At 68.6% G+C, this 25,798-nt stretch carries 24 protein-coding genes, 1 tRNA gene and 1 pseudogene; 12 read left to right on the top strand and 14 right to left on the bottom strand.

The genetic code is table 11. The features are described from left to right. Positions 1–14 precede the first annotated feature (14 nt). Together RPX00_RS10985 and RPX00_RS10980 are read right to left on the bottom strand one after the other, a co-directional pair. The gene (locus RPX00_RS10985) at positions 15–674 is read right to left on the bottom strand and encodes a hypothetical protein (RefSeq protein ID WP_406639410.1); all 660 of its coding nucleotides are present in this window, start codon (positions 672–674) and stop codon (positions 15–17) included. Between the two features lie 107 nt (positions 675–781). Next, positions 782–1,372 (bottom strand): nitroreductase family protein, encoded by a 591-nt coding sequence (locus tag RPX00_RS10980; protein ID WP_406639409.1) that lies wholly within the window; start codon positions 1,370–1,372, stop codon positions 782–784. A 236-nt stretch (positions 1,373–1,608) separates the two neighbouring features. On the opposite strand from RPX00_RS10980, the gene RPX00_RS10975 reads away from it, so the two are divergent. Together RPX00_RS10975 and RPX00_RS10970 are read left to right on the top strand one after the other, a co-directional pair. Beyond that, the gene (locus tag RPX00_RS10975) at positions 1,609–2,874 is read left to right on the top strand and encodes an aspartate kinase (RefSeq protein ID WP_037808437.1); all 1,266 of its coding nucleotides are present in this window, start codon (positions 1,609–1,611) and stop codon (positions 2,872–2,874) included. After that, the gene (locus RPX00_RS10970) at positions 2,874–3,914 is read left to right on the top strand and encodes an aspartate-semialdehyde dehydrogenase (protein WP_406639408.1); all 1,041 of its coding nucleotides are present in this window, start codon (positions 2,874–2,876) and stop codon (positions 3,912–3,914) included. The genes RPX00_RS10975 and RPX00_RS10970 overlap by 1 nt, the downstream gene beginning before the upstream one ends. A gap of 49 nt (positions 3,915–3,963) precedes the next feature. On the opposite strand, the gene RPX00_RS10965 is transcribed toward RPX00_RS10970, so the two are convergent. From RPX00_RS10965 to RPX00_RS10955, 3 genes are read right to left on the bottom strand one after another with little or no spacing between them, the layout of a single operon-like run. Next, entirely contained in the window at positions 3,964–4,455 is a 492-nt protein-coding gene (locus tag RPX00_RS10965) for a hypothetical protein (RefSeq protein WP_406639407.1), read from the bottom strand. A gap of 57 nt (positions 4,456–4,512) precedes the next feature. Next, positions 4,513–5,613 (bottom strand): DUF4034 domain-containing protein, encoded by a 1,101-nt coding sequence (locus tag RPX00_RS10960; RefSeq protein ID WP_406639405.1) that lies wholly within the window; start codon positions 5,611–5,613, stop codon positions 4,513–4,515. Beyond that, a complete protein-coding gene (locus RPX00_RS10955; RefSeq protein WP_406639404.1) occupies positions 5,601–7,064 on the bottom strand; it encodes a M48 family metallopeptidase in 1,464 nt (487 codons plus the stop codon). Before RPX00_RS10955 ends, RPX00_RS10960 begins: the two co-directional genes overlap by 13 nt. 177 nt (positions 7,065–7,241) lie before the next feature. Here RPX00_RS10955 and RPX00_RS10950 point away from each other — a divergent pair, with 177 nt between their 5' ends. Further along, positions 7,242–8,432: an RtcB family protein gene (locus tag RPX00_RS10950; RefSeq protein ID WP_406639403.1), complete on the top strand. Its 1,191-nt coding sequence runs from the start codon at positions 7,242–7,244 to the stop codon at positions 8,430–8,432. Between the two features lie 58 nt (positions 8,433–8,490). Further along, positions 8,491–8,868 carry a hypothetical protein gene (locus RPX00_RS10945; RefSeq protein WP_406639402.1) on the top strand — a complete coding sequence of 126 codons (378 nt, stop codon included), beginning with the start codon at positions 8,491–8,493 and terminating at the stop codon, positions 8,866–8,868. A gap of 157 nt (positions 8,869–9,025) precedes the next feature. Here the strand turns inward: RPX00_RS10945 and RPX00_RS10940 are convergent, their stop codons facing one another. Beyond that, positions 9,026–10,174, bottom strand: a complete 1,149-nt coding sequence (locus RPX00_RS10940; RefSeq protein WP_406642861.1) for an MFS transporter — start codon at positions 10,172–10,174, stop codon at positions 9,026–9,028. A 675-nt stretch (positions 10,175–10,849) separates the two neighbouring features. Between RPX00_RS10940 and RPX00_RS10935 the strand changes: the two genes are divergently transcribed. Beyond that, a complete protein-coding gene (locus tag RPX00_RS10935; RefSeq protein ID WP_406639400.1) occupies positions 10,850–11,407 on the top strand; it encodes a hypothetical protein in 558 nt (185 codons plus the stop codon). A 90-nt stretch (positions 11,408–11,497) separates the two neighbouring features. Here the strand turns inward: RPX00_RS10935 and RPX00_RS10930 are convergent, their stop codons facing one another. Continuing rightward, positions 11,498–12,550 (bottom strand): alpha/beta hydrolase, encoded by a 1,053-nt coding sequence (locus RPX00_RS10930; RefSeq protein WP_406639399.1) that lies wholly within the window; start codon positions 12,548–12,550, stop codon positions 11,498–11,500. A 129-nt stretch (positions 12,551–12,679) separates the two neighbouring features. On the opposite strand from RPX00_RS10930, the gene RPX00_RS10925 reads away from it, so the two are divergent. The 5 genes from RPX00_RS10925 to RPX00_RS10905 all read left to right on the top strand — a co-directional run bounded on the left by RPX00_RS10925 (position 12,680) and on the right by RPX00_RS10905 (position 16,433). Next, a complete protein-coding gene (locus tag RPX00_RS10925) occupies positions 12,680–13,252 on the top strand; it encodes an NADPH-dependent FMN reductase (RefSeq protein ID WP_406639398.1) in 573 nt (190 codons plus the stop codon). A gap of 132 nt (positions 13,253–13,384) precedes the next feature. Beyond that, positions 13,385–13,807: an organic hydroperoxide resistance protein gene (locus tag RPX00_RS10920; protein ID WP_406639397.1), complete on the top strand. Its 423-nt coding sequence runs from the start codon at positions 13,385–13,387 to the stop codon at positions 13,805–13,807. A 25-nt stretch (positions 13,808–13,832) separates the two neighbouring features. Continuing rightward, a complete protein-coding gene (locus RPX00_RS10915; protein WP_354747488.1) occupies positions 13,833–14,309 on the top strand; it encodes a DNA starvation/stationary phase protection protein in 477 nt (158 codons plus the stop codon). Between the two features lie 84 nt (positions 14,310–14,393). Next, positions 14,394–15,785: a glutamate decarboxylase gene (locus tag RPX00_RS10910; protein ID WP_406639396.1), complete on the top strand. Its 1,392-nt coding sequence runs from the start codon at positions 14,394–14,396 to the stop codon at positions 15,783–15,785. A 21-nt stretch (positions 15,786–15,806) separates the two neighbouring features. Further along, positions 15,807–16,433, top strand: coding sequence for a TIGR03085 family metal-binding protein (locus RPX00_RS10905; protein WP_406639395.1), 627 nt, complete (start codon positions 15,807–15,809; stop codon positions 16,431–16,433). Positions 16,434–16,471: 38 nt separating this feature from the next. On the opposite strand, the gene RPX00_RS10900 is transcribed toward RPX00_RS10905, so the two are convergent. Continuing rightward, positions 16,472–18,319 (bottom strand): prolyl oligopeptidase family serine peptidase, encoded by a 1,848-nt coding sequence (locus RPX00_RS10900; RefSeq protein ID WP_406639394.1) that lies wholly within the window; start codon positions 18,317–18,319, stop codon positions 16,472–16,474. A gap of 39 nt (positions 18,320–18,358) precedes the next feature. Here RPX00_RS10900 and RPX00_RS10895 point away from each other — a divergent pair, with 39 nt between their 5' ends. Next, a complete protein-coding gene (locus tag RPX00_RS10895) occupies positions 18,359–19,102 on the top strand; it encodes a methyltransferase domain-containing protein (RefSeq protein ID WP_406639393.1) in 744 nt (247 codons plus the stop codon). A 228-nt stretch (positions 19,103–19,330) separates the two neighbouring features. Here the strand turns inward: RPX00_RS10895 and RPX00_RS10890 are convergent. The 3 genes and pseudogenes from RPX00_RS10890 to RPX00_RS10880 all read right to left on the bottom strand — a co-directional run bounded on the left by RPX00_RS10890 (position 19,331) and on the right by RPX00_RS10880 (position 22,679). Then, positions 19,331–19,404: transfer RNA gene (locus RPX00_RS10890), tRNA-Pro, on the bottom strand. Positions 19,405–19,433: 29 nt separating this feature from the next. Continuing rightward, positions 19,434–20,413: pseudogene (locus tag RPX00_RS10885) on the bottom strand (metallophosphoesterase). A 112-nt stretch (positions 20,414–20,525) separates the two neighbouring features. Beyond that, the gene (locus RPX00_RS10880; protein WP_406639392.1) at positions 20,526–22,679 is read right to left on the bottom strand and encodes a transglycosylase domain-containing protein; all 2,154 of its coding nucleotides are present in this window, start codon (positions 22,677–22,679) and stop codon (positions 20,526–20,528) included. A 336-nt stretch (positions 22,680–23,015) separates the two neighbouring features. Here RPX00_RS10880 and RPX00_RS10875 point away from each other — a divergent pair, with 336 nt between their 5' ends. After that, the gene (locus RPX00_RS10875; protein WP_020664154.1) at positions 23,016–23,309 is read left to right on the top strand and encodes a WhiB family transcriptional regulator; all 294 of its coding nucleotides are present in this window, start codon (positions 23,016–23,018) and stop codon (positions 23,307–23,309) included. Positions 23,310–23,347: 38 nt separating this feature from the next. Here RPX00_RS10875 and RPX00_RS10870 read toward each other — a convergent pair whose 3' ends face one another. The 3 genes from RPX00_RS10870 to RPX00_RS10860 are packed head-to-tail and all read right to left on the bottom strand — an operon-like array spanning position 23,348 to position 25,741. Further along, the gene (locus RPX00_RS10870) at positions 23,348–24,466 is read right to left on the bottom strand and encodes an ArsA family ATPase (protein ID WP_378304068.1); all 1,119 of its coding nucleotides are present in this window, start codon (positions 24,464–24,466) and stop codon (positions 23,348–23,350) included. Then, positions 24,466–25,470: an ArsA-related P-loop ATPase gene (locus RPX00_RS10865; RefSeq protein ID WP_378304070.1), complete on the bottom strand. Its 1,005-nt coding sequence runs from the start codon at positions 25,468–25,470 to the stop codon at positions 24,466–24,468. Before RPX00_RS10865 ends, RPX00_RS10870 begins: the two co-directional genes overlap by 1 nt. Positions 25,471–25,492: 22 nt before the next feature. Further along, positions 25,493–25,741: a hypothetical protein gene (locus RPX00_RS10860; RefSeq protein WP_406639391.1), complete on the bottom strand. Its 249-nt coding sequence runs from the start codon at positions 25,739–25,741 to the stop codon at positions 25,493–25,495. Positions 25,742–25,798 lie beyond the last annotated feature (57 nt).

The raw sequence follows: 25,798 nt of genomic DNA, 5'->3' as shown, positions 1-25,798 counted from the left end.
GCCCGCCCCGAACCTCAGGACTGCCAGGTCACCGCTTCCTTGCCATAGTCGGTCTCCGGAGCCAGATTCCGATACGTGCTAGCGCTGTAGCTAGCCCCCTTCACTTCCGCGCCCGCCGGGGCCAGTGCCAGCACGCAGCTGGTGAACGACGCCCCCTTCGTGGTGAAGTTCTTGTCCGCGTTCTCGCTGTCGCACTTCTCGAACTTGCCGATCACCGTCACGTGCGGGCCCTTGGTGCCGTCCGCGAGCAGGCCGTTCATCAAGCCAAGCGAGGCGTACGCGAAGTCCGTGCCGGTCTCGTTCGTGACCTTGACCTGGATGTAGTACGGCGTCATCCCCTTGGCCCGGTCGCCCAGCTTCAGCGGGGCCAGATCCGCCTCGACGCCCTTGTCGATGCCGGTCACCGTCACGCCGAGCGCGCCGGTGTTGTTCTTCGACTTGAACGGCACCACGGCCTTCTCGCCGACCTTCAGCTTCGTGCCCTGCTTCGTGTAGTCGGCCGAGGCGGACTCGCCAGCCGGCGCGGCGCTTGACGAGGGCGCGCTCGCCGAGGAGGTGGGCGGCGGCGCGATCGGCGGGTCCGGCAGCTTGTCGTCCTTGCTGGAGCAGCCAGACAGGGCAAGCGCCAAGGTCGCAGCGGAAATCGCCGTCACCACCGGCAGGCCAGTACGCATCTCGTCACTCCTTGAGGGATATTCCACCGATTCATTGGTCTGACCGGTTTGGTGTCCATCAGACCTCATGGGCGAGATGCCGGTTCCCTCGAATGGTTACGAAACGGTCACAGTGCCGGTGCGCCCCATCGGTCGCCGAACGCGAACTCCGCGAGCGGCAGTCGTTGCCGAGGGGCGAGTTCGCGTTCGATGCGGCGCGGATCCTCGAGTACGGACGGGTCGGCCGGCGAGCCGACGGCGATCGCCACCCGGGCTACCGCGGCGTCCGGCAAGCCGAACTCAGCGCGGACCGCGTCCGGCGAGAAGCCGGCCATCTGGTGCGCGATCAGGCCAAGGTCCACCGCCTGCAGCACGAGGTTCTCGGTCGCGAGGCCCAGTCCGTAGTCGGTGTAGGGCACCTCGCCCTTCTCATTCGTGGTGACCATCACGCCGATCAGCAGCGCGCTCGCCCGGAACGCCCACGCCTGGTTCCCGGAGTTCAGCGTCGCGAGGATGCGCGGGAACACCGGATCGCCGCGGCGGCCGACGAGGTAACGGGCCGGCTGGGTGTTGCCGAAAGACGGCGCCCACCTGGCGGCTTCGAGCAATGCGGTCAGCTGGGCGTCGGTGATCTCGGCGGTCTCGTCGTAGGCCCGCGGGCTCCAGCGCTCGGCGATGGCGGACGCGACGGGGACGGCGGTCTCGGCTGGTTTGCGCATGCGGCGAACGTAGTACGCCAGAAGAGTGCTCTCTGTCACTCCGGCGAAAGGGCTTCGAGGTTTCCCCTGGCGTCAAGGAAAATTTACTTCCAAATGCTCCGAGCGGGCCGTGGCGGACCACTCGATGGGGTGGCGAGCGCCGTTCGCGCCGGTAGGCTCTTCTCCAAATGAAGGGCCGTGGGCGCTCCTCGGTGCCCTCCAAGGAGTACGCCCCGGCCCGTCAAGGAGGTTCGGGCGTGGCCCTCGTGGTCCAGAAGTACGGCGGATCGTCGCTGGAAAGTGCCGACCGGATCAAGCGCGTGGCAGAACGGATCGTCGCGACCAAGAAGGCGGGCAACGACGTGGTCGTCGTGTGCTCGGCGATGGGCGACACCACTGATGAGCTGCTCGATCTGGCGCAGCAAGTGAACCCGGCTCCGCCGGAGCGGGAAATGGACATGCTGCTCACCGCCGGTGAGCGCATCTCGAATTCGCTGGTCGCGATGGCCATTTCCGCCCAGGGTGCGCAAGCCTGGTCGTTCACCGGTTCCCAGGCGGGCGTGGTCACCACGTCGGTGCACGGCAACGCGCGCATCATCGACGTCACGCCGAGCCGCGTCACCGAGGCGCTGGAGCAGGGATACGTCGCGCTGGTGGCCGGTTTCCAAGGCGTGGCACAGGACACCAAGGACATCACGACGCTCGGCCGGGGCGGTTCCGACACCACCGCGGTGGCGCTCGCCGCCGCGCTGAACGCGGATGTCTGCGAGATCTATTCCGATGTGGACGGTGTGTATTCGGCCGACCCGCGGATCGTGCCGGACGCCAAAAAGCTCGACACCATCCCGTATGAGGAGATGCTGGAACTCGCGGCGAGCGGATCGAAGATCCTGCACCTGCGGTCGGTCGAGTACGCGCGCCGCTACGGCGTGCCGATCCGAGTCCGTTCTTCTTACAGCGACAAGCCGGGCACCACGGTGGCCGGATCGATCGAGGAGATCCCCGTGGAACAAGCGCTGATCACCGGTGTGGCACACGACCGCTCGGAAGCGAAGATCACCGTGACCGGCGTGCCGGACCACGCCGGCGCGGCGGGCAAGATCTTCCGGGTCGTCGCCGACGCCGAGATCGACATCGACATGGTGCTGCAGAACGTGTCCAGCACCTCCTCCGGCCGCACCGACATCACCTTCACGCTGTCGAAGGCCAACGGGGCCAAGGCGGTCAAGGAACTCGAGAAGATCAAGGCGGAGATCGGCTTCGAGTCGGTGCTGTACGACGACCACGTCGGCAAGGTGTCGCTCGTCGGCGCCGGGATGCGTTCGCACCCCGGGGTCACCGCGACGTTCTGCGAGGCGCTGGCCAACGCGGGCGTGAACATCGAAATCATCAACACCTCGGAGATCCGCATTTCGGTGCTGATCCGCGACGCGCAGCTCGACGAGGCCGTGCGCGCGATCCACGAGGCGTTCGAACTCGGCGGCGACGAAGAAGCCGTCGTCTACGCGGGGAGTGGTCGCTGATGGCGCAGGGTCTTCGCGTCGGCGTGGTCGGGGCGACCGGCCAGGTCGGCGCCGTGATGCGCAAGCTGCTCGACGAACGGAATTTCCCGGTCGAGCAGATCCGGTACTTCGCCTCGGCCCGTTCAGCGGGACGCACGTTGCCGTGGCGCGGCGAGGAAATCACCGTCGAGGACACCGCGACCGCTGATCTGTCCGGTTTGGACATCGCGCTGTTCTCCGCGGGCGGCGCGACGTCTCGCGAGCACGCGCCGCGGTTCGCCGAGGCGGGCGCGATCGTGGTCGACAACTCGTCGGCGTTCCGCCGCGATCCGGACGTGCCGCTGATCGTCAGCGAGGTCAACCCGGAGGCGATCAAGGAGGTGCGCAAGGGGATCATCGCGAACCCCAACTGCACCACCATGGCCGCGATGCCGGTCCTCAAGCCGCTGCACGACGAGGCCGGGCTGGTGCGGATCGTCGCGAGCACCTACCAGGCGGTGTCCGGCAGCGGGCTGGCCGGCGTCGACGAGCTGGCCGCGCAGGTGAACGCGGTCGCCTCGCGCGCGGCCTCACTCACCCACGACGGTTCGGCGGTCGAATTCCCGGCCCCGGCCAAGTACGTCGCGCCGATCGCGTTCAACGTCCTGCCGATGGCCGGGTCCATTGTGGACGACGGCACCTTCGAGACGGACGAGGAACAGAAGCTGCGCAACGAGAGCCGGAAGATCCTCGGCATTCCGGAGCTTCTGGTGTCCGGTACCTGCGTGCGGGTGCCGGTGTTCACCGGGCACTCGCTGTCGGTGAACGTCGAATTCGAGCGGCCGCTGTCGGTCGAGCGGGCGACGGAACTGCTGTCGACCGCGCCCGGCGTGCGGCTGGCGGACGTGCCGACGCCGCTGCAGGCCGCCGGCATCGACCCGAGCCTGGTCGGCCGCATCCGCACCGACCCCGGCGTTCCGGACGGGCGCGGGCTGGCGCTGTTCGTCGCCGCCGACAACCTCCGCAAGGGGGCGGCGCTGAACACGGTGCAGATCGCCGAACTGGTGGCGCAGAACCGCTGATTTTCTCTGGGAAAACTGCCCGGTCCCTTGCTCAGGGGCCGGGCAGTTTTCACTTCTTCTGCCGCGGTTTGATCGGCTTCAGCCCGAACGCGGCCCGGAGTTCCGGCTTCTGCAGCGGCCGCAGTACGGCCTGGACCAGGAACCCCCACAGGATCAGCCCGACCGGCGCGCCCCCGGCCCCGGAACTGGTGGCGAAGGTCAGAATCAGGCCGAGCAGCAGCATCGCGATGAACCCGCACTCCAGCCAGATCAGCGTGAGCATGACCTTGCGCTGCCGTTTGCTCAGCAGCACGGCACACACCACCAGCGCGATGGTCAGCGCCGCGTTGACCGCCATGATCGCCACCGGCAGGGCCACGGCGCTCGTAGTGCCGCCGAGTCCGAGCAGGAACCCGACGAACGCGACGAGCGCCAGGTAGAGCACGGCCTGGCCGCCGATCGCCAAGCGCATCGTCCGGATTCCGCGCAGCACCTCCTGCTCCGCGTTCGGTCCGGACGCGGGCATCGGCTGATCAGGGCTGGACGGGTACACCGCGGACACCACCTCAGGTTCGGGAACCGGGCCAGGAGACCACTGGTCGCCCGGGACCGGTCCCCGCTACTTGGCGAGCCGGCAAGCCCGGTTGCGGTGCGTCCGGAATTCGTGGATGGCTCCGTAGCCGCTGTACGACCACACCCGTCCGGACGCACTCCGGCCGAGGTGGCGGAATTGCTCCACCGCCTCGGGGCCGCGCCGGAGTTCCACTAGCGCGCGGGCCGCGTAGGCGCGGCTGTTCGGGGTGTCCGGCGCGTCCCGGCCTTCGCCGTCGAGCCACGGCAGCAGCCGGTCGAGCGCCGCCTCGACCCGCTTGTCCCGCCACGCGTCCTTGACGTCCGCGAAAGACGCCTCGAACGCCGCGGCAAGCGGGAGAAACGCCAGTTTCGGATGCTTCGCCGCGCCCTCCTCGGCGAATGTCCACATCAGCTCGTTGCTGCCGAACCACTTGCCGCACCAGTACTGAAGGGCGCGCGCGTGGGCGTGGACGTGCAGCGGATCGCGAGCCATCGCACCGTTCCACACCGCGCGAAATTCCTCGTGCCCGTACTGCCTGCCCATCGCGATCATGCACCGGATCGCCCACGGCGTCGGATCGTCGGGAGCGAGTTCAGCGGCGGTCTGGCTGGCTTCATCGGCCTCGCCCAGCACGCGCTGGAATCCCGCGAATTGCTCCGCGCTGACGTGCTTCGCTCCCCGTCCGCTGCGGATCTGCCAAGCCACATTGGTGAGCGCGTCGGCGTGTACCGCGGCGGCGTCCGCGTCGTCGGGCCGGGCCGCGCGCCAGGACTTCAGAGCGGTGTCGTCGTCAGCCGCGACCTCGCCGAGGAGGCTCACGATCGCACTGCGCCGGTCCCAGTCCTGCCCGATTTTGGCGAGCAGATCAGCGCCTGGCCGCCAGTCCCCAGCGGCATACGCGATTTTGGCGGCCCGGACCGGCTCCGGCAGCAGCGGTTTCTTGGTGAGCTTGGCGTCCGGAGGCAGGCCGAACCGTTCGACGTCCATCGGCTTGACCGGCGGAATGAGATAGCGGGCCAGGTCCTTGCTGCCGAGCGTGCGCATGTAGTCGGAAGTGGTCAAGCCGCGTTTCTTGGCGTCTTTCGCGATCCCCTTCATCATCCGGCGGTATCGAGGAACGGTGTAGAGCTTGATCAGTCGCAGCAAAGGGTTTCCTCTCCGGAATTGGCTGGGGCGAGCAACGCGCGGAGCGGAGCCGTATCCCCGTCGATCGCCGCGTCGATCGCGGGATCCAGTTCGGTGGCATACGGTTCGGACAGGACCAGCTTCGCTGGCCCGGACCAGGACAGTTCCCAGTGCGCCGCATCGGCTTTGGCGAGCTGCGCATGCACCACAATGGACAGTCGACTGTGGACTTGCGGACGGTAAAGCTCGCGCTTCGCCCGTGCGTTGGCCTCCGGCGGCGCGGTGGGATCGGCGATGTCCTCAAGGCGTCCGTCGTCGAGCAGATCGAGCAGATAATCGAGGCTGCGGCTGCGGAGAATTCGCAGTGCCTCGACCTGATTCGAGTTGCGCATTCCGACGTCAACCAGGCTGGCCCAGTCGAGCTTCTTTTTCGAGGATGCTTCCTCGGTGAAGCCGGTCGCCAGTACCGCGTCGAGCAGCGCCATTCCATTGCGGAGGAGATCCGTCGCCGGTCGCTCGCCGCCGGGCGGCACGGGGATGGCCGGAGCGGCTTCCAGCAGCGCGATTCGTTCAGACGTTGGCGGGTGGCTGTCGTACTTCGATTCTGGCTCCGAGGACGGGTTTTCCCTCAGGGAAGCGAATTCCTCCGCGCGTTTCCCGTCGGCGAGCAGCAGTTGGTAGCCCTCGGTCATCCGCTCCGGCAGATAGCCGGCGGCCCAGCCGATCGACGCGTACTCGTGCAGGAAGAGCCACCACGCCGCGTCGAGCACTTCGGCCTCGCGCAACGCGGTGGTCGCGGCCGTGGTTCCCGCGACCCGGGCGGAATCAATGTCAGCGGCGAGTTCCCGTTCCCGGTTCACGCGCATCGAGACCCGGAAGTACATCGCGGCGTACACGCTGAAGACGGGCCGCAGCAGCCAGGCCGACCGGTGGAGTCCATTCAGGACTCGCCCGATCGTCTGCCGTCCGCGGTAGGTCGCGCTGGCGAACCGGGTGTGGCGGTTGCTGAAGTGTCCCAGCTCGTGCCCGAGAATGGCGCGAAGCTGGCTGACTCGCGTCCCGGCGAGAAGCTGCGCGCCGATCAACATCTGGCGCCGCCGCACGCGCAGCCCCAGCCAATGCGTCTCCTCGTACACCGCCGCATTGGCCTGGGGAATCAGGTAAATCTCATCCGGTGGCTGGGTGCCGACCTCGCTGGCGAGTTCGCGAACGGTCGCCCACAGTTCAGGCTGTTCCTCGGGCGTGACGGGCACGCCCACGTCGTCGTCGCGGGTCCGCTCGAACGTCAGCAGGGCGCTGAACAGCACAAACAGCACCGGAACCACGAAGACGCCGAGCCGCCCCGCGGAGAACGGACTGTGCTGGAACGCGGCGATTTCCAGCCAGATCAGCAGTCCGGCGACGACGAGCATCAGCACCGGGAAACCAGCCAGCAGCAAGACAGCGAGCAACGCCCGCGACGAGTTCTTCATCGAAAAACGGAATCCTCCCCAAGACCGGCACCCTGGGCGAACCGGTCGTCCGAGCCCGATATCGACGCCAGTGCGGTTTTCGTTTCACCCGTGCCGCGGATCCGGAAAACCCGTTGTCGCGAGCGCCTCGGTGCCGGATGCTGACTGGGCAAACACCGGTCTGAGAAAGGGAAAATCATGTACACGGCGGTGGACGGCGCGCGGGTTCCGATCCGGATGTGGGCAGACCCCGCGTCGGTCGAAGACCAGGCGATGCGTCAGCTGCGCAACGTCGCCAACCTGCCGTGGGTGCACGGTGTCGCGGTGATGCCCGACGTCCACTACGGCAAGGGCGCGACGGTCGGCAGCGTCATCGCCATGCGCGACGCCGTTTCCCCGGCCGCGGTCGGCGTCGACATCGGCTGCGGGATGAGCGCGGTGCGGACCTCGCTCACCGCCGCGGATCTGCCGGACGACCTCGGCAAGCTGCGCAAGCGGATCGAAGCGGCGGTGCCGGTCGGGTTCGGGCTGCACAAGACGCCGGTCAACACCGCGAAGGTGCACGGTGTCGGTGGCTGGGACACGTTCTGGAAGTCGTTCGGCGACCTGCACGAGGGCGTCCAGGATCTGCACGACCGGGCGGCGCGGCAGATCGGCAGCCTCGGCGGCGGCAACCACTTCATCGAGGTCTGCCTCGAACAGGGCGGAGCCGACGAGGGCCGGGTCTGGCTGATGCTGCATTCAGGTTCGCGCAACATCGGCAAGGAACTCGCTGAGCGGCACATGGCGATCGCGCGGAAGCTGCCGCACAACCGGGATCTGCCGGACCCCGACCTGTCGGTGTTCGTCGCCAACACGCCGGAAATGCAGGCGTACCGGCGAGACCTGTTCTGGGCGCAGGACTACGCGGCGCGGAACCGGGCGACGATGGTCGCGCTGGTGAAGCTCGCCGTCGCGGAGGTCATCCCCGGCACCACCTTCGACGACGCGATCAGCTGCCACCACAACTACGTCGCCGAGGAAACCTACGACGGCGTCGACCTGCTCGTCACCCGCAAGGGCGCGATCCGGGCCGGCTCCGGCGACCTCGGGATCATCCCCGGCAGCATGGGAACGGGTTCGTACATCGTGCGCGGACTGGGCAACACCGCGTCGTTCGAATCCGCGTCCCACGGCGCTGGACGGCGGATGTCGCGGACGAAGGCCCGCAAGACCTTCTCCGCCGCCGACCTCGCCGCGCAGACCGAGGGCGTGGAATGCCGGAAGGACACCGGGGTCGTCGACGAGATCCCGGCCGCGTACAAGGACATCGAGACGGTGATCAAGGCACAGACCGACCTGGTCGAGGTGGTCGCGCACCTCAAGCAGGTCGTGTGCGTGAAGGGTTAAGAAAGGTCCTGCGGGCGAACCAGGGTGGTTCGCCCGCAGGACCCGCTACGCTGAGTTCATGAAGAACTGGGGGATGGTCGTCGCCCTGGCCGCGGCTGCGACGCTGCTGGCCGGATGCGACCAGGTCGATTCGGCGGTCAACCAAGCGAATTCGGCGGTGGACAAGGTCTCCGCGTGCAGCGAGGCGCTCGGACTGGCCGACCTGAACCCGTTGGTGGACGGCGAAAAGCTCAAAGCCCGCGCGCAGGACAAGGAAAAGCGCCTGCGCGAGCTGGCGGCGGACGTCAAGGAGGAGGACGTCAAGAACGCCCTGCTCGGCATGGCCGACTCGTACGTCCAGGTGCAGAAGGAACACCTCGAGGACGCCGGGGTGATCGCCCGGTGGACCAAACGAAACCTGGAGAAGCTGGACGGGCTGCGCAAAGCCTGCACCTGATCCGCACCCACCCCGCCTTGCCTAGCGGTCGCTAGCGTGCCCCCAATGTGGCATTGGGTGCGTCCCACGCACCGAACGCCACATTGGGTGCGTCCCACGCAACCAATGCCACATTGGGGCGCTGAAGAGCAGCTGAGCGAGCTGCCCGCCAGCCAGCTCAGCGGCGGGCCCGAACCGCCGCGGCCAGCGAAGGCATCCGTGCCGAAGGCCGCCGCAGCGACCACACCAGCCCCAGCGCCGCCAGCGCCAATCCGCCCAACCCCGCGGCCGCGAACCCCCACGCCGGGCTCGAATGGTCGATCGCGAACCCGACCACCGGGCTCCCCGCGGCCAGCCCGAGCCGGGTCGACGCGTCCTGCAGCCCCATCGCCTCGCCCCGGACGGCGGGCGGCGCGAGTGCGCTCACCGCCTCCGTGGTGGCCGCGAGCGTGGGGGCGCAGACCAGGTTCGTCGGGATCAGCAGGAGCATCAGCAGCCACCACGGCTGCGTCGCCAGCCCGACCGGGATCACCAGGAGCGCCAGCAGCAGCATCAGCATTCCCTGCGGCAGCGATTTCCGTACCGCGCCGTGCACGATGCCGCCGATCATCGACGCCGCGCACATCACCGCGATGACCAGGCCGGTCCAGCCGACGTCCCCGTGGGAGCGCAGCGCGGCCAGCGTCGCGACCTCCGTGCCGACCAGGCAGAACAGCGTTCCGGCGGCGATCAGCAGGGTCGCCAGCAGCCGTCCGCTCAGCCAGGACCGCAGCGGCGGGCGCGCGGTGCCTGCCGGGGCCAGTTCGTCCTCGTTCCGGATCGGCGGGTTGAGCAGGAAGATCAGCAGCGCGGTGATGCCGAAGATGGCGCCGATGCCGCTCAGCGTCAGCGTCGCCGACAGCGACGAGATCGCCGCGATCCCGGCCGCCGGGCCGATCATGAACGACGCCTCGACCAGGATCGTGTCCAGCGAGTACGCCGCGCGGCGCTGTTCGGCGGGCACCAGCGCGGCCAGGATCTGCCGCGCCAGCGAACCCGCGGGCACCGACAGCACCCCGGCTGGCAGCGCGCACACCACCAGTGCCGGGTACGAAAGATGCGGTGCCGCGAACCAGAACGCGGTGGACGACAGCCCGCACACCGCGACGACCGGGCGCAGGCCGTACCGGTCGATAGTGCGCCCGATCAGCGGCGCGCCCAGCGCCATGCCCAGCGTGACGGCCGCGCCGACGACGCCCGCCGCGCCGTAGCCCCGGCCAAGGCCGCTGACGACGTACAGCGTCAGCGTCACGCCGGTCATCGTCATGGGCACCCGTGCGAAGAACATCAGCACCATCGACGGGCGGACTCCGGGGACGCTCAGGACGCGGCGATACGGCTGAAAAGGCACGTACCCCATGAGAGCAAGAGTTGGTACGAGCGTGCAACTTCTTTTCGTCACACCCGGCCGGCGTCCGCCCGGCGCCCCGGCCGGGTGTCGCGCAGGCGTTCGGCGGGGCCGGAAAATGCGTGCGCGACCTGGGTGCTAACTTGCTCGGCAACGCGGAAAAGGAATTCCCACCGCATATTGGCGAACAGCTTTTCATATTTCCGCGCCGACCTTGGAGTTTTCCGGTCGAAGCGGCGGCGATCGCCAGGAAAAGGCGGATCGGCCTCGAATGCGGCCGACGGTGCGTGCGTGGGGGACACCCACGGTTGGGCGAGCGAGATCCCGCATCCCGACGGGGTGATGAAGGTAATCGATCACGAACTGCCCCCGTGTGAGTGAGCAATACCGCCATTCGGGCAATCCGGCTACTATGAGTCAGATTCAGGTCCCGGGGTCTGTCATTGTCGGGGGACGCGCAAGCCATCCACGTTAATCAATTGCGGGCCGGTTCCCGGCCGTTGGATTCGGCACGTAAGGGTTAGAAAAGCTCCCTATCCGGTGATCGGCTGGTGTTGGGCCGACACGGCGGGTATCGATTTACCCGTCAGGTCCCAGAGGCCAGGGAGGTAAAGAATGAAAGGCAAGATCGGGCGGATCATCGCTGTGGTCGCCGCCGGCAGTCTGCTGGCCGTCGGCACTTCGGGGATGGCCTCCGCGAGCCCGGCGGGCGGCAAGGGCTCCTCGGCCACGCAAGCCGTAGCCGCACAAGTACTGCAGATGCGTGACGACCTGACCAAGGTGGCCTACGCGGGCGATGTCGCGAAGACGAGGGCGGACCTCGGCCGGCTCAGCCCGGTGCTCGCCGACATCGCGGCGGGCAAGCGGTACCAGGTCCAATCCGAAACCCAGCAGATGTCGTCGGCGGCGAAGGTCCGCGCGGACGAGTCCAACCGGCTCCTCGGCGACCCGACGGCGACGCCGCGCCAGATCCCGCCGTTGCCGATCCCGCCGCTGCCGGACCTGCCCGGACCGCTGAAGGCGGTGAGCGACCTGGTCAAGGGCCTGCTCGCCGCGGTCACCAGCCTGCTGGGCGGTCTGCTCGGCGGGGGCGCGGTACCACCGCTGCCGGTGCCGACTCCGCCGCTGCCCGCGCCGCCGGTGCCCGCACCGGTGCCTGTGCCGGGGACCTGACTGGGAGGAGAAAAGGCCCGGAGCCTGGTGCGTTCGCCGCGCCAGGCTCCGTTCCATGTCCGGGCCTCGTGAGTTAACCGGCATTGCCGCTCACGAGCGGTTGGCGAGCCCCACCCGCAGCGCGCCGGCCATCTCGGCAAGCGCCTCCCGGAACCGCGTCCCGACCCCGGCGAAGTTGAGGAAGCCGTGGATCAGGTCGGCCTGCCTGCTGAGAGCCACCGGAACCCCCGCCGCACGCAGTTTTTCCGCGTACGCCTCGCCTTCGTCGCGCAGCGGATCGAAGCCCGCGGTCACGATGTAGGCCGGCGGGAGTCCACTGTGGTCAGACGCGAGCAGCGGCGACATCCGGGGGTCCGCCTTGTCGACGCCCTCGGGTGCGTAATGCCCCTCGAACCACACCATCGCCTCGTCGGTGAGGAAGAGGTCCTCGCCGAACAGTTCGCGGGACCGCCGCCGCGTGGTGAAGTCGACCGCCGGGTAGATGAGCAGCTGGAATGCGGGTGCCGGGCCGCCGCGCCGGGTCGCCTCCAGTGCGACGACGGCGGACAGGTTCCCGCCCGCGCTGTCGCCGCCGACCGCGATCCGGTCCGGGTCCGCGCCGAGTTCGGCCGCCTTGGCGTGCGCGTAGTCGAACGCGGCCAGCGCGTCTTCGACCGGACCGGGGAACGGGCTTTCCGGCGCGAGCCGGTACTCCACTGACAGCACCCGGACCCCGGCGTGTTTCGCGAGGTAGCGCGCGGCGTTGTCGTGCGTCGCCCGGCTGCCGATGACCCATCCGCCGCCGTGGAAGAACACCAGCAACGGGGACGGTTCCGGCAGCCCGGCCGGGGTGTACAGCGTGGCGTCGAGGGCCGCGTCGCCGGATGGGATGGCGACATCGCGGGTCGCGACGGGCTCGATCCGCTTGCCGTTCACCAGGTGCTGACCCAGCTCCAGCATCACGCGGGACCGCTCGACCGACCCGTTGACCAGCGCCGCGCCAGACAGCTTCTGCAGGCGCAGCAGCAGTTGGGCGTCGAGGGCGAGTTCCTGGCCGTCCAGCCGCAGCGGTGCCCCGGCGATCAGCCTGCGCACCGGCCGGGGCAGCCAGAACAACAGCTGCGCGGCGGCAGCCTGGGCACGGACCTGCGGCGGAATGGCCATCGTTCCTCCTCGAACGCCGGATAGCCCGAGGTTACTTGTCAGTAGGTACGTTGGTCCAGTCGGTGTGTGACTCAGACCTCCGTCTCAGATCCTGGTCCTCTACTTAGGTGGAGGGGTTAGCCTCGACCTGTGACTTCCGCGAAAACGGTCCGGGTACTCGGCATTGGCGGCTCCCTGCGAGAGGGCTCGCAATCCGAGCGCGCGTTGCGTATCGCGCTCGCCGCCGCCGAAGAACGTGGCGTCGTGACCGAGCTGATCCCGGGACCCGAGCTGGTCCTGCCGTTCTACGACACCGCCATCCGGGAGCGAAACGAACGCGCGCGGAAGCTCATCGAAGGCATCCGCCAGGCGGACGGGCTCATCGTCGTCTCGCCCGGCTACCACGGCGGGCTGTCCGGCCTGGTCAAGAACGCCCTGGACTACGTCGAAGACCTCCGCGAGGACACCCGTCCCTACCTCGACGGCCGCGCGGTGGGCCTGGCCGCCGTCGCATACGGCTGGCAGGCCGCGGTCACCACGCTCGAACAGCTCCGCACGATCACGCACGCGTTGCGCGGCTGGTCCACTCCGCTGGGTGGTTCCATCAACTCCGCCGAGACGAAGTTCGACGAGGGCGGCGGCGCGTCCGACGAGAAGAGCGTCCGCACGCTGCGGCTCATCGGGGAGCAGGTCGCGGAGCACGCGCTGCTTCGCGCGCGCTGACGTTTCGCCTCCCCGCATCCCGGTTATTCCTGGGGTGATGACTGCCATGCCGGGGCACTGTTCCGCGAATGCGGAGTGTTGAACTCATTGAGACGCTGACTCCGGAGGCGTCCCGACGAGGAGGTAACACGCATGGCCGAGCCGATCTACACCGCCGTCGCGACCGCGCGAGGAGAAGGCCGCAACGGCGACGTGACGTCCTCGGACGGCGTGATCGACGAGTCGCTGGCGATCCCGAAGGAGATGGGCGGTCCCGGCGGCGACAAAACCAACCCGGAGCAGCTGTTCGCCGCGGGGTACTCCGCGTGTTTCCTGAGCGCGCTGCAAGCCGTGGCGCGGCAGGCGAAGGTCGCGCTGCCGGCGGCGACGGTGACCGGTTCGGTGAGCGTCTTCAAGAAGGACGCCGGGTTCCAGCTGGGTGTGCGGCTCGACGTGACGCTGCCCGGTTTGGCGAAGGCCGAGGCCGACCAGCTGGTCGAGCAGGCCCACCAGGTCTGCCCGTACTCGAACGCGACCCGCGGCAACATCGAGGTGGAGTTGACCACCACCGTCTGACCAAGACAGAGGAGGGACACCCGAGATGACCACTTCCCCCATCAAGAGCCCGCTGTCCGACGCGGACAAGGAGATCACCGGCAACGCGCTGCAGGCGACGCTGACCGACCTGATCGACCTCTCGCTCATCGCGAAGCAGGCGCACTGGAACGTGGTGGGCCAGAACTTCCGCAGCGCGCACCTCCAGCTCGACGAGCTGGTGTCGACCGCGCGACAGTACGTCGACGAGGTGGCCGAGCGCGCCGCCGCGATCGGGGTTTCGCCCAACGGCAAGGCGAAAACCGTCGTCGCGACCTCCGGTGCGCCGGAGTACCCGGACAACTGGCAGTCCGTCGACTCGACCATCTCCGCGATCGTCGACACGCTCGCGACGTTGATCGAACGGCTCCGCAAGCGCATTGACGAAACCGACAAGAGCGACCTCGTGACGCAGGATCTGCTCATCGAGATCACCCGCGCGCTGGAAGAGGCGCACTGGATGTGGCAGGCGCAGCAAGCCTGACCGCACCCGTCGGAGAAAAGCCGCCCGCCCTTGTCGCGGGCGGCTTTCCCGCATCCGGCGGTCGTCGCGGGTAGGTTCGCAGCCATGGTGCTGCATCAGGGGAAACAAGATCGGGCAGACCGGAAGACCGGCACGAATCCGTTGTACGCCGGGAGCAATCCGGCGCTCGCCGCGGACTTCACGATGCCGCGCGACCGGCTCCGGGACGATTCGCTGCCGCCGGACACCGCGCTGCAGCTGGTGCGCGACGAGCTGATGCTCGACGGCAACGCGCGGCTCAACCTCGCCACGTTCGTCACGACGTGGATGGAACCGCAGGCGCGCGAGCTGATGGCCGAATGCGTCGACAAGAACATGATCGACAAGGACGAGTACCCGCAGACCGCCGAACTCGAACGGCGCTGCGTCAACATCCTCGCCGATCTGTGGCACGCGCCCGATCCGACCGACATCATGGGCTGCTCGACCACCGGGTCGTCCGAGGCCTGCATGCTCGCCGGCATGGCGTTGAAGCGGCGCTGGGCGAAGCTGGGCCGCACCGGAAAGCCGAACCTGGTGATGGGCATCAACGTCCAGGTGTGCTGGGAAAAGTTCTGCGAATACTGGGAAGTCGAACCGCGCCTGGTGCCCATGGAGGGCGACCGGTACCACCTGTCGCCGGAAGAAGCGGTGAAGCTCTGCGACGAAAACACCATCGGCGTCGTCGCGATCCTCGGGTCCACTTTCGACGGTAGCTACGAGCCGGTCGCCGAGATCGCGGCCGCACTCGACGCGCTTCAGGAGCGGACTGGCTGGGACATCCCCGTGCACGTCGACGGCGCGTCCGGCGCGATGATCGCCCCGTTCCTCGACGAGGACCTGGAGTGGGACTTCCGGTTGCCGCGCGTCGCGTCGATCAACACCTCGGGACACAAATACGGCCTCGTGTACCCCGGCGTCGGCTGGGTTGTGTGGCGCGACAAGGCAGCGTTGCCGGAGGAGCTGGTGTTCAACGTCAACTACCTCGGCGGCGATATGCCGACCTTCGCGCTCAACTTCTCCCGACCTGGCTCGGAAGTCGCCGCGCAGTACTACACCTTTGTCCGGCTAGGCCGCGAAGGTTTCCGTGCGGTGCAACAAGCTTCCCGCGACGTGGCGATGTACCTGGCCGAGGAGATCGCGAAGCTGGAGCCCTTCGAACTGCTCACGCACGGCGACCAGCTGCCAGTGTTCGCCTTCACCACGCGCTCGGACGTCACCGCGTTCGACGTCTTCGACGTTTCCCGCCGCCTCCGCGAACGCGGCTGGCTCGTGCCCGCGTACACGTTCCCGGACAACCGCACTGACCTGGCGGTTCTGCGCGTCGTCGTCCGCAACGGCTTCACCCACGACCTGGCCGACCTGCTGCTCGGCGACCTGAAGCGCGTGCTGCCGGAGCTGAGCAGCCAACCGTCCCCGCAGCACGACCCAGCCACATCGACCGGCTTCCATCACTAACTGACGAGTAACCTGACTGCTATGGGCCTTGCCAAGGATGAACGCCAAGCGCTGAGCGACCTCTTCGAGCAGCTCGGCCCGGACGCCCCGACGCTGTGCGAAGGCTGGCAGACGCGGGACCTGGCCGCGCACCTGGTCGTGCGGGAACACCGACCGGACGCGATGCCCGGGATCGTGGTGCCCGCACTCGCCGGGCACACGCAGAAGGTGCAGGACGGGGTGGCGGCGCGCCCGTGGGACGACCTGGTCGCCCAGGTGCGCCGAGGCCCGTCGCGCTTCTGGCCGACCTCGCTCGGCCCGGTCGACGAGGCGACGAACAGCGCCGAGTTCCTGGTGCACCACGAGGATGTCCGCCGGGCACAACCGGATTGGACCCCGCGGCCCGCCGACCCTTCCCGAGACGGCGCGGCCTGGCGGCTGGCCACGCGGACGGCGAAGCTGAACCTGCGCAAGTCGCCGGTCGGGGTGGTCCTGCGGACTCCGGACGGCCAGTCGGCTTCGGTGAAGTCCGGGGCTCCGGTGGTGACCGTGGTGGGCGAGCCGGTGGAGCTGCTGCTCTTCGTCTTCGGCCGGGACGCGGTGCAGGTGACTTTCGAGGGGGATGACGCTGCGGTGGAGCGGTTGAAGGGCGCTAAGCGCGGGCTGTGAGGCCGGGCCGTCCAGGCGAACCTGGACGGCCCGAACACTCAGCGCATCCCCAGCGCCCGCAAGGCGAAGTACACCTCGATGGACGTCTGCTTGATCGTCTCGGCGATCACCAGCGATCCGTGCCCCGCGTCGTAGCGGTAGAACTCGTGGGGCGCGTCGCGCTTGGCGAGGCGGTCCAGGTAGTTCTCGATCTGCCGGATCGGGCAGCGGGGGTCGTTGTCCCCGGCCAGGATCAGCACCGGCGCGGCGACCGCGTCCACGTACGTCAGCGGCGAGCATTCGCGGTACACCGCCGGCACGTCCTCCGGTGACCCGCCGAACAGGGCGCGGTCGAACGAGCGCAGCTGTTCCATCTCGTCCTCGTAGGCGGCCACATAGTCGGCCACCGGCACGCCAGCGACGCCGGCTGCCCATCGCGTCGGCTGGGTACCGAGCGCCAGCAGGGTCAAATATCCGCCCCACGAAGCACCGTTCACCACGCACTTGTCCTTATCGGACAGTCCACTTTCGACAGCCCAGTCGTGGACCGCCGCGACGTCTTCCAGTTCGGTCAGGCCAGGGCGGCCTTCGATGGCGTCCCGCCACGCCGAGCCGTAGCCGGTGGAGCCGCGGTAGTTGACCTCGACCACGGCGAAGCCGGCGTCCAGCCACGTCGCGCGGTAGGCGGAGAAGCGGTCCTCGTCGGCCGCGTGCGGGCCGCCGTGCAGCGAAAACACCGTGGGCAGCGGGCCTTCGGGGGCATCCGCCGGACGGGAAACCAGCGCGTGGATCCGGCCGCCGATACCCTCCACGAACGCGTCCGTGACCGGCGACGAACCCGGTGCGCGCTCGCCTGGCGGAGTCAGCAGGACGGTGTCGGTGCCGTCGGTCGCGCGGGCACGGACCGCCGCCGGTTCCGCGGCGCTGGACCACGAGTATTCGATGGTCCCGTCCGGCCGCACGCCCGCGCCGCCGATCCGGCCGGCCGGAGTGTCCACTGCGGACAGTTCGCCGGTGTCCAGGTCGTAGCGGTACAACGAACTGCGCGCCTCGTGGAAGTGCACGACCAGCAACGCGCGCGCGTCCGGATACCAGTCCGCGACGACCTCGCCGGGCAAATCGATCCGCAGTTCGGTTTCGGTGTCCGCCTGCACGTCCCACACGAGCAGTTCTTCACGACCGCGACGTTCGTGCAGGACCAGTAAGCGCTGATCGCCGGGAAGCGGCGAGAACTCCAGCGCCTGCAAGCCTTTTCCTTCGCCGTCCCACTTCTCGGCGACGGTGGTGAACCCGTCGGTGGACAGCACTCGCAACGCCGGATGCCGCGAATCCCCGTGCTCGGAATGCGAAATGGCGAGCAGGCTTTCGTCACGCGACATCGACGCGATTCCAGCGTCGTCCGCGTGCTGGTAAAAACGCTCGGTTACGCCGTCGATTTTCGCGAACAGTTCGCTGCCGTCATCGGTGGAGACACCGGCCGCGATCACGCGGTTGCCGATCTCCAGTCCGGCCGGATATCCGTCGTGAATATCGGGCAGTGCTTTGACGGCCGCGGAACTGTCGCCGTCGAAGGGCTGGCTGCGCCAAGACCCGAATTCGTCGCCGTCGGTGTCGTCGAACCACCAGATGGCCGTCCCGTCGGGGGCGGGGGTCGCGTGCAGGGTGCCGTTAGGCCGGTTGGTGACGCGCCGGTGACTGTCCGTGGCCCGGTCCCACGCGTAGACCTCCCACACGCCACTGGCGTTGGAGACGTACACGTTGGCGTCGGGCGCGTCGCGGGCCCACTCGGGCACCGAGATACGCGGCGCGTGGAACCGCGCCAGCCAGCGCTTTTCGGTTTCGGCGTCGTCGAACAGGCGGTCCGGGACCACCGCGGGCGGATTTTGGTTGCCTGACTGCGTGCTCACCCCTCGATCCTGCCACCTCTCACCCGTACTCTGTGCGAGGTGCTGGAGGGTTACGCGCCGGGCTATGCCCAAGACGCGCTGTCAATGATGAACACGCGCACAGCGAGTGACCGCGCCGCGTTCGCCCAACCGCTCTTCACTCCGGGCTTGAGAGTCCTGGACCTAGGCTGCGGCCAAGGCTCCATCACCGCCACCCTGGCCCCCGCCTGCCACGTAATCGGCGTCGACATCCACCTGCCATTGCTCCCGACAACGTCCACAGTGGACTACGTCAACGCGACCACCTACGCCCTCCCTTTCGCGACAGCCTCAATAGACGCAGTCTTCTCCCACGCACTTTTCGAACACCTGGCAAACCCACAGGCTGCCCTCGCGGAAATCCGCAGAGTCCTACGCCCAGGCGGCCACCTGGCAATCTCGACATCCGACTGGAGCCGAGCCAAAATCCGCCCCAGAACCGCAAACGTAGACGCCGCCCTACGCGGCCACTACCTATTACGCCGCCGCCAAGGCGGCAACCCGTTCTGCGGCCGCACCATCGCCACCCAGGTAGCCACCGCAGGCTTCACCAACATCACCGAACGCTCACGCTACCGAGAAGACCTGCCCTACCGAGCCCTAGCCACCTACATAGAAACCCGCCTAGCCGCAGCCCTAGCCGAACCCCCCACCAAAGACCACGACCAACTAACCTCAGCCGCCCGCTCCGCCTGGTCCTGGACAAAGACCCCCGCCATCGGCGACTTCCACCAATGCTGGCAAGAACTAACCGCCACCCGCTAACCCCGAAACCACGATGCCATGCGGTCGACGGACGGCCGGACGAATGGCGAGCTAGCCCCGAGGCGAGCCGTGGCTTCGCATCCACCCCCACCAACCGCACCCGATGCACCTTCGGGGGTCCAGGGGGCGAGCCCCCTGGCGGGGGTCTGGGGGTCCGACCCCCAGAGGACAAAACGAAGTGAGGGCTGTTGTCTGCGCTTTCTGCAGACAACAGCCCTCACTCACCAGTCGGGGTGGCGGGATTTGAACCCACGACCTCCTCGACCCGAACGAGGCACGCTACCAAGCTGCGCCACACCCCGAGGTACTGCTTAGCGGGTCGGGAGTAAGTCTAGCGGACGGGTTTCGCGGCTTTACGCGGGGCTGGTTTGCGGGGGTCGGCGGTGCCGGATCCGCGCGGGACCAGCGTCAACAGGCTCGCTTCCGGTGGGCAGGCGAAGCGCGCGGGGGCGTAGGGGGAGGTGCCGAGTCCGGCGGAGACGTGGAGCCACATGCGGGCTCCCCAGCGGGAGGCGCCGCGGGCGCGGCTGCGGTCGAGTTCGCAGTTGGTGATGATGGCGCCGTAGCCGGGGATGCGGAGCTGGCCTCCGTGGGTGTGGCCGGCGAGGACGAGGTCGTAGCCGTCGGTGGCGAAGGTGTCGAGGACGCGGGGTTCCGGCGAGTGCGTGACGCCGAGGCGGACGGCCGCGGTGGTGTCGGCGGGGCCGGCGATGTCGGAGTAGCGGTCGCGGTGGAGGTGCGGGTCGTCGACTCCGGCGGCGAAGACGGCGCGGCCGCCGACGTCGACCGTGCGGCGGACGTGGGTGAGGTCGACCCAGCCGTGTTCGACGAAGGCCGCGCGGAGGTCGCGCCAGGGCAGCTGGGTGCCGTGGATGCGCTTCTTTTGCCGCGCGGCATGAGGTAGCGCGCGGGGTTTTTGGGTTTGGGCGCGTAGTAGTCGTTGCTGCCGAAGACGAACAGCCCCGGCCGGTCGAGCAGCGGCCCGAGCGCGCGGAGCACGGACGGGACCGCGGTGCGGTGGGAGAGGTTGTCGCCGGTGTTGACGACGAGGTCCGGGTCGAGTTCGTCGAGCGCGGCGACCCACCGTTGTTTGGCCTGGTGGCCGGGGAGCATGTGCAGGTCGGAGACGTGCAGGATGGTGAACGGCCGGGTGCCGGGCGCGAGCACGGGCAGCTCAGCGGTCCGCAGCGTCCAGCGGCGTCGTTCGATTCCGACGGCGTAACCGAGGGTGGCGGCCCCGACGGCGATGGTCCCTACGGCAAACCGCTTCGCGGTGCCCCCGGGCGGGTTGGTGTTACCGAGCGTGCTCACATGTTCGAGGATACGTGTTCGATCGGGTCGTCCGCTGTGGCCGGTGACGCTCAGCGGTCTGGACAATTCAAAACGGGGCGGGAGATCTCCTCTCCCGCCCCGTTTCCCGGATTCAGTTGGTGTACGCCGGATCCTCCGGCGGCAACGGCACAACCGGTTGGTCCTTCATGATGTTCGTCATCGCGCCGAACCACGTCTGCGCGGGTGTCTTGCCACCGAACATGTTGCCCGTTCCGCACGTCGACACGTTGCCGACGCCGTTGTAGCAAAGACCGCCGCTACCGCCTTCCGGACGGAACACCATGGCCGCGCCTGCCATCTGCGGCGTGCCGGCCACGAAGGTCGCCGAGCCGTTGTTCTGGGTCGTACCCGTCTTGCCGACGAGCGGGCGGTTCCAGCCGACCGCTCCGGCCGCGGCGGCGGACGTGCCGCCGGGCTGGTCGTCCTTGCTCATGCCGACCGCCATCGTATTCGCGAGGCCTTCCGGCACGACCTGCTCGCACGGGGCTTCCTTGATCGGCACCGGTTTGCCGTCGCGGTCGGTCACCGCCGCCAGCGGGGTCGGCGGGCACCATTTGCCGCCGCTCAGGATGGTCGCGGCGACGTTCGCCAGTTCCAGGCCGCTCGTCGGGCTGAAGCCGAGGGTGAACGCACCCGTGCCGGGGTAGTTCGGCTTGGGGCCGTAAGCCTGTGCCTGGCTCTGGTTCTTGCCCGATTCGTTCGACTTCGGGTCGACACGGCCGCCGCCGGGGTTGCTCGCCATGGTGTCGCGCATGCCGAGCTTGGTCGCCATGTCGATGCCGGGCCCGGTGCTGCCGATCTTGTCCTCCAGCGCCACGAACGCGGTGTTCGGCGAGGTCGCCAGCGCCATCTGCAAGGTAAGCGATTCGGGAGAGGTTTTGCTGGCGTTGCCGACGCAGTACCAGCGGGAGTTCAGCGGCGGACCGGTCGGCGGACAGTGGTTGCCGCCACCGGTGAACACGTGCGACGTATAGCCGCTGCCGACCGGGATGTTGCTGTAAATCCCGGCGACGTGCTGGTTCAGCGCCGCCGCGGTGGTGAAGATCTTGTAGCTCGACCCCGCGCCGCCGGTGTTGAACACGCCGGACGGGAGCGCGTATGTCGTCTGGCCTTGATCCGCGTCGATGCCGTAATCGCGGTTCGCCGCCAGCGCCACCACTTCGTGCCGGTCCTTGCCGGGCCGGATCAGCGAAAGCGTGTTCGCGACGTTCTTCTGGGTTTTGCTCACCTGTGTCTCAGCCGAGACCTTCGCCTCGTGGTTCGCCTTCTCGTCCAGCGTGGTCTTGATCGTGTACCCGCCGGTGTAGAGCTGGTCCCTCGACATTCCGGACTTGATCAAATAATCCTCGACGTACTGGCAGAAGAAGCCGTTCTCGGGCCCGGCTCCGGTGCAGTTCGAGGCGGGCTTCGACGGGGTGTCCGGCACGACGCCGAGCGGTTCGGCCTTGAATTTGTCCGCGTCCGCCTTCGCCAGCTTCTGGTTGCTGACCATCCGGTCGAGCACCAGGTTGCGCCGCTTCGTGGCCTTGTCCGGGTGGTTCCACGGGTCGAGGACGATCGGGTTGTTCACGATGCCCGCGAGCAGCGCGGCCTGCGGCACGGTCAGGTTCTCCGGCGTGGTGTTGAAGTAGGCGTGCGCGGCCGCTCCGACCCCGTAGATCTGCCGGGAGAACTCGACGATGTTGAGGTAGCCGGCGAGGATCTGGTCCTTCGAGAGCTTGGTCTCGAGGTTGATCGCGATCCGGGCTTCCTTGAGCTTGCGCGAGAGCGACTGCTCCTGCGCCTTCGCCTGCCCGTTCTTGTCCTTCCGGTAGACGACGTTGATCAGGTAGTTCTTCACGTACTGCTGCGTGATCGTCGAGGCGCCCTGGGTGTCGCCGCCCGCGGTGTTGGAGACGGCGGCGCGCAGCGTCCGGCCCCAGTTCACCCCGTGGTGCTCGTAGAACGCCTTGTCCTCGGCCGACAGCAGCGCCCACTTGAGCGCCGGGTTGATCTGGTCCGGCCGGACCGGGATGCGGTACTGGTCGTACAGCGTCGCGATCGGCTTGCCGCCGGAGTCGGTGACGGTCGTCACCAGCGGCGGCGGGATGTCGGCGAGGTCGGACGACGTCTTGTCGACCGTTTCGCTCGCCTGGTTGGACACGACCCCCGCGGCGCCCACCACCGGGAACATGATCCCGGCGACCAGCACCCCCGCCAGCAGGCACAGGCCGATGAGCTTGAACAGACCATCCGTTTTGCGCACGAAAGCCAGGGTACTGAAGGCCCGTGCCGTCCCCGTGACCTCACGTCCGCGCGCCCCTCGGGCGATCATTAACGGGACCCCGTGACGTGACCTCAGGTAACGGAATGCATGCTAGGTCTCGACGGAGGGAACCGAGGGACCCTACAGTCCGTCAACGTCTCACGTAGATGCCGACAGACGGAGCAGCCCGGGTGGGAGCCTGGCTGGTCCAGACAGCGGCAGCGGCACCGGGGAGGTGCCGTCACCGACGTGCGGCGCAGTGGGAAACGCTCGCGGGGGTGGGAGCGGGAGCTTCGCCTTCGCTGGTGCCATACACCAGATGAGGGAGCTGGGGGTATGCAAACCAATCAGGTTGGCTGGCGGGTCGATGCCTCGTGCCGGGACGCTGATCCCGACGGGTTGTTCGTGCGAGGCGCCGAACAGAACAGGGCGAAAGCCGTGTGCATGGGGTGCCCGGTGCGCACCGAATGCCTCGCGGAGGCGCTCGACGGCCGGATCAATTTCGGGGTCTGGGGCGGGATGACGGAACGGGAGCGGCGGGCCTTGCTGCGCCGTCGCCCGGACGTGACCAGCTGGACTGACCTGCTCGAAGCGGCCAAGCGGGACGCGCTGGCCGCCGCGGCGGGCTGAAAACCTGCTCGTGAGCGGCTGTGCTCCGGCGCAGCCGCTCACGACGTCAGCTTCACTCCGATGTCGCGCAGGCCCTCGAGGTCGTGCACGTCACCGGCGAGCGCGGGCACCCGGGTCAGCGGCACTTCCGGATGCGCGCGGGTGAAGCGCGCCAGCAGGCGGTTCTCGCGCTCGGCCAGCGCGACACGGTCGGCGTGCAGCCGCAGCACGGCTTCGGCCAGCGGCGCGTTCTGCACCGACTCGGCGGCGGTCAGCGCTTCGGTCGCGGACAGCGGCGCGAGCACCGGATGCGTGCGGTTGGCCACCAGACCGGCCAGCGGCATCGATTCGCCGGCCAGCCGCTCGACGAAGTAGGACGCCTCGCGCAGCGCGTCCGGCTCCGGCGCGGCCACCACCAGGAACGACGTGCCGGATGACCGCAGCAGCTCGGCGGTCTTGCGCGCGCGTTCGCGGAAACCGCCGAACATGCTGTCGAAGGCCTGCATGAACGCTGAGGCGTCGGCGAGCAGCTGTCCGCCGATGATCGTCGACACGGCCTTCGCGAACATCGAGAACCCGGCGCTGACCACCTTGCGCAGGCCCCAGCCGCCGGCCTTCGCCGGTCCGGTGAGCAACCGGATCATCCGGCCGTCGAGCGCGGTGGACAGCCGGGTCGGCGCGTCGAGGAAGTCGAGCGCGGACCGGCTCGGCGGCGTGTCGACGATGATCAGATCCCATTCGTCGGTCGCCGCGAGCTGGCCGAGCTTCTCCATCGCCATGTACTCCTGCGTGCCGGAGAACGACGTGGAAATGGTCTGGTAGAAGGGGTTTTGCAGCAGCTGCTCGGCCCGTTCCGGCCCGGCGTGCACGCGCACCATGTCGTCGAACGTGCGGCGCATGTCGAGCATCATCGCCCAGAGTTCGCCCTTGGGCTCGAAGCCCTCGACCTGCACCTGCTTCGGATGATTGCCCAGTTCGCGCAGACCGAGCGCCTGGGCGAGCCTGCGCGCCGGGTCGATCGTGAGCACCACGGTCTGCCTGCCGCGTTCGGCGGCCCGCAGCGCGAGCGCCGCCGCGGTGGTGGTCTTGCCGACGCCGCCGGAGCCGCAGCACACGATCACGCGGCTGGCCGGGTCGTCGAGGAGGGCGTCCACGTCGAGCGCCGTGTCGGCGGGCATCAGCGCACCCCCTGTTCCTGCAGCGTTTCGGCGAGTTCGTAAAGCGCGGCGACATCGACGCCGTCGGTGAGATCCGGCAGCTCCAGCGTCGGCAGATCGGCCTCGGCGAGCTGCTCGCGGGCCCGTTGCTCGGCGGCGACGCGGACGGCGTGCTCCACGGTTTCCTCCACGAGCGCGTCGAGCGTCGCCTCCGGCAGGTTCAGCCCGGCGGACGCGAGGCCGGAACGCACCCGGTCGGCGTCCACCCGGCCGTCGGCGGCCGCGGTCACCGAGCGCGCGGGCAGCCGCGGCGGGCGGACCCGGTTCACCAGCACCGCGCCCGGCCGCAGGTCGGCCCCGTCCAGCTCGGCCACCGCCTCGACGGTCTCGCGCACCGGCATCTCCTCCAGCAGCGTGGTGAGGTGCACGGCGGTCTCGCCGGAGTGCAGCAGCCGCACGACGCCGTCGGCCTGGCCGCGGATCGGGCCGGTCTTGGCGAGGTCGGTCAAAGCCTTGGTGACGTCGAGGAACTTCACCACGCGGCCCGTCGGCGGCGCGTCGACCACGACCGCGTCGTACGTGTGGCGACCGTCGGATTCGGTGCGCCCGACGCATTCCTTGATCTTCCCGGTGAGCAGCACGTCGCGCAGGCCCGGCGCGAGCGTGGTGGCGAACTCGATCGCGCCCATCCGGCGCAGCGTCCGCCCGGCGAACCCGAGGTTGTAGAACATCTCGAAGTATTCGAGCAGCGCCGCTTCGACGTCGATGTGCAGCGCGCGCAGTTCGCCGCCGCCGGGGACCGACGCGATCCGCTGCTCCGCGTACGGCAGCGGCTCGGTGTCGAAGAGCTGCGCGATGCCTTGGCGGCCTTCGACTTCGATCAGCAGCACCCGGCGGCCGTCGCGGGCGAGCGCGAGACCCAGCGCCGCGGCGAGCGTGGTCTTGCCGGTTCCGCCCTTGCCGGTGACGAAATGCAGCCGGGCCCTGGCAAGCTCGTCGGTCCAGCCGGCGGAGGGTGTGGTCACATCCTCAACACTAAACCGGTGCTCAGCTGGCCAGCATCATGACGCTGACCGCAGCGGCGACCACCGCGACGACGATCCAGGTCACCAAGGCGGGCAGCACGGTCAGCGTGAGCACCGCCACCACGACCAGCACGGTGAGGGTGACCGCGCCCGCGATGACCACCTGGCCCGAATCGTTCACCCGGTCCCGCGTTTTGGCCATCACGACCAGCACGAGCGGCAGCCCGGCCACGGCGAGCAGCACGGTCGCGACGATCCGCCAGGTCTCCACGCGCCCACGCTAGCGAGCGACGATCGGATGTGAAGTGACCCACACTCACCCGGCCTA

The sequence above is a fragment of the Amycolatopsis sp. WGS_07 genome (genome assembly GCF_045278895.1).
GTDB lineage: Bacteria > Actinomycetota > Actinomycetes > Mycobacteriales > Pseudonocardiaceae > Amycolatopsis.
Note: the sequence above shows the minus strand (reverse complement) of the source record. Positions and strands in the feature narration are given on the sequence as shown.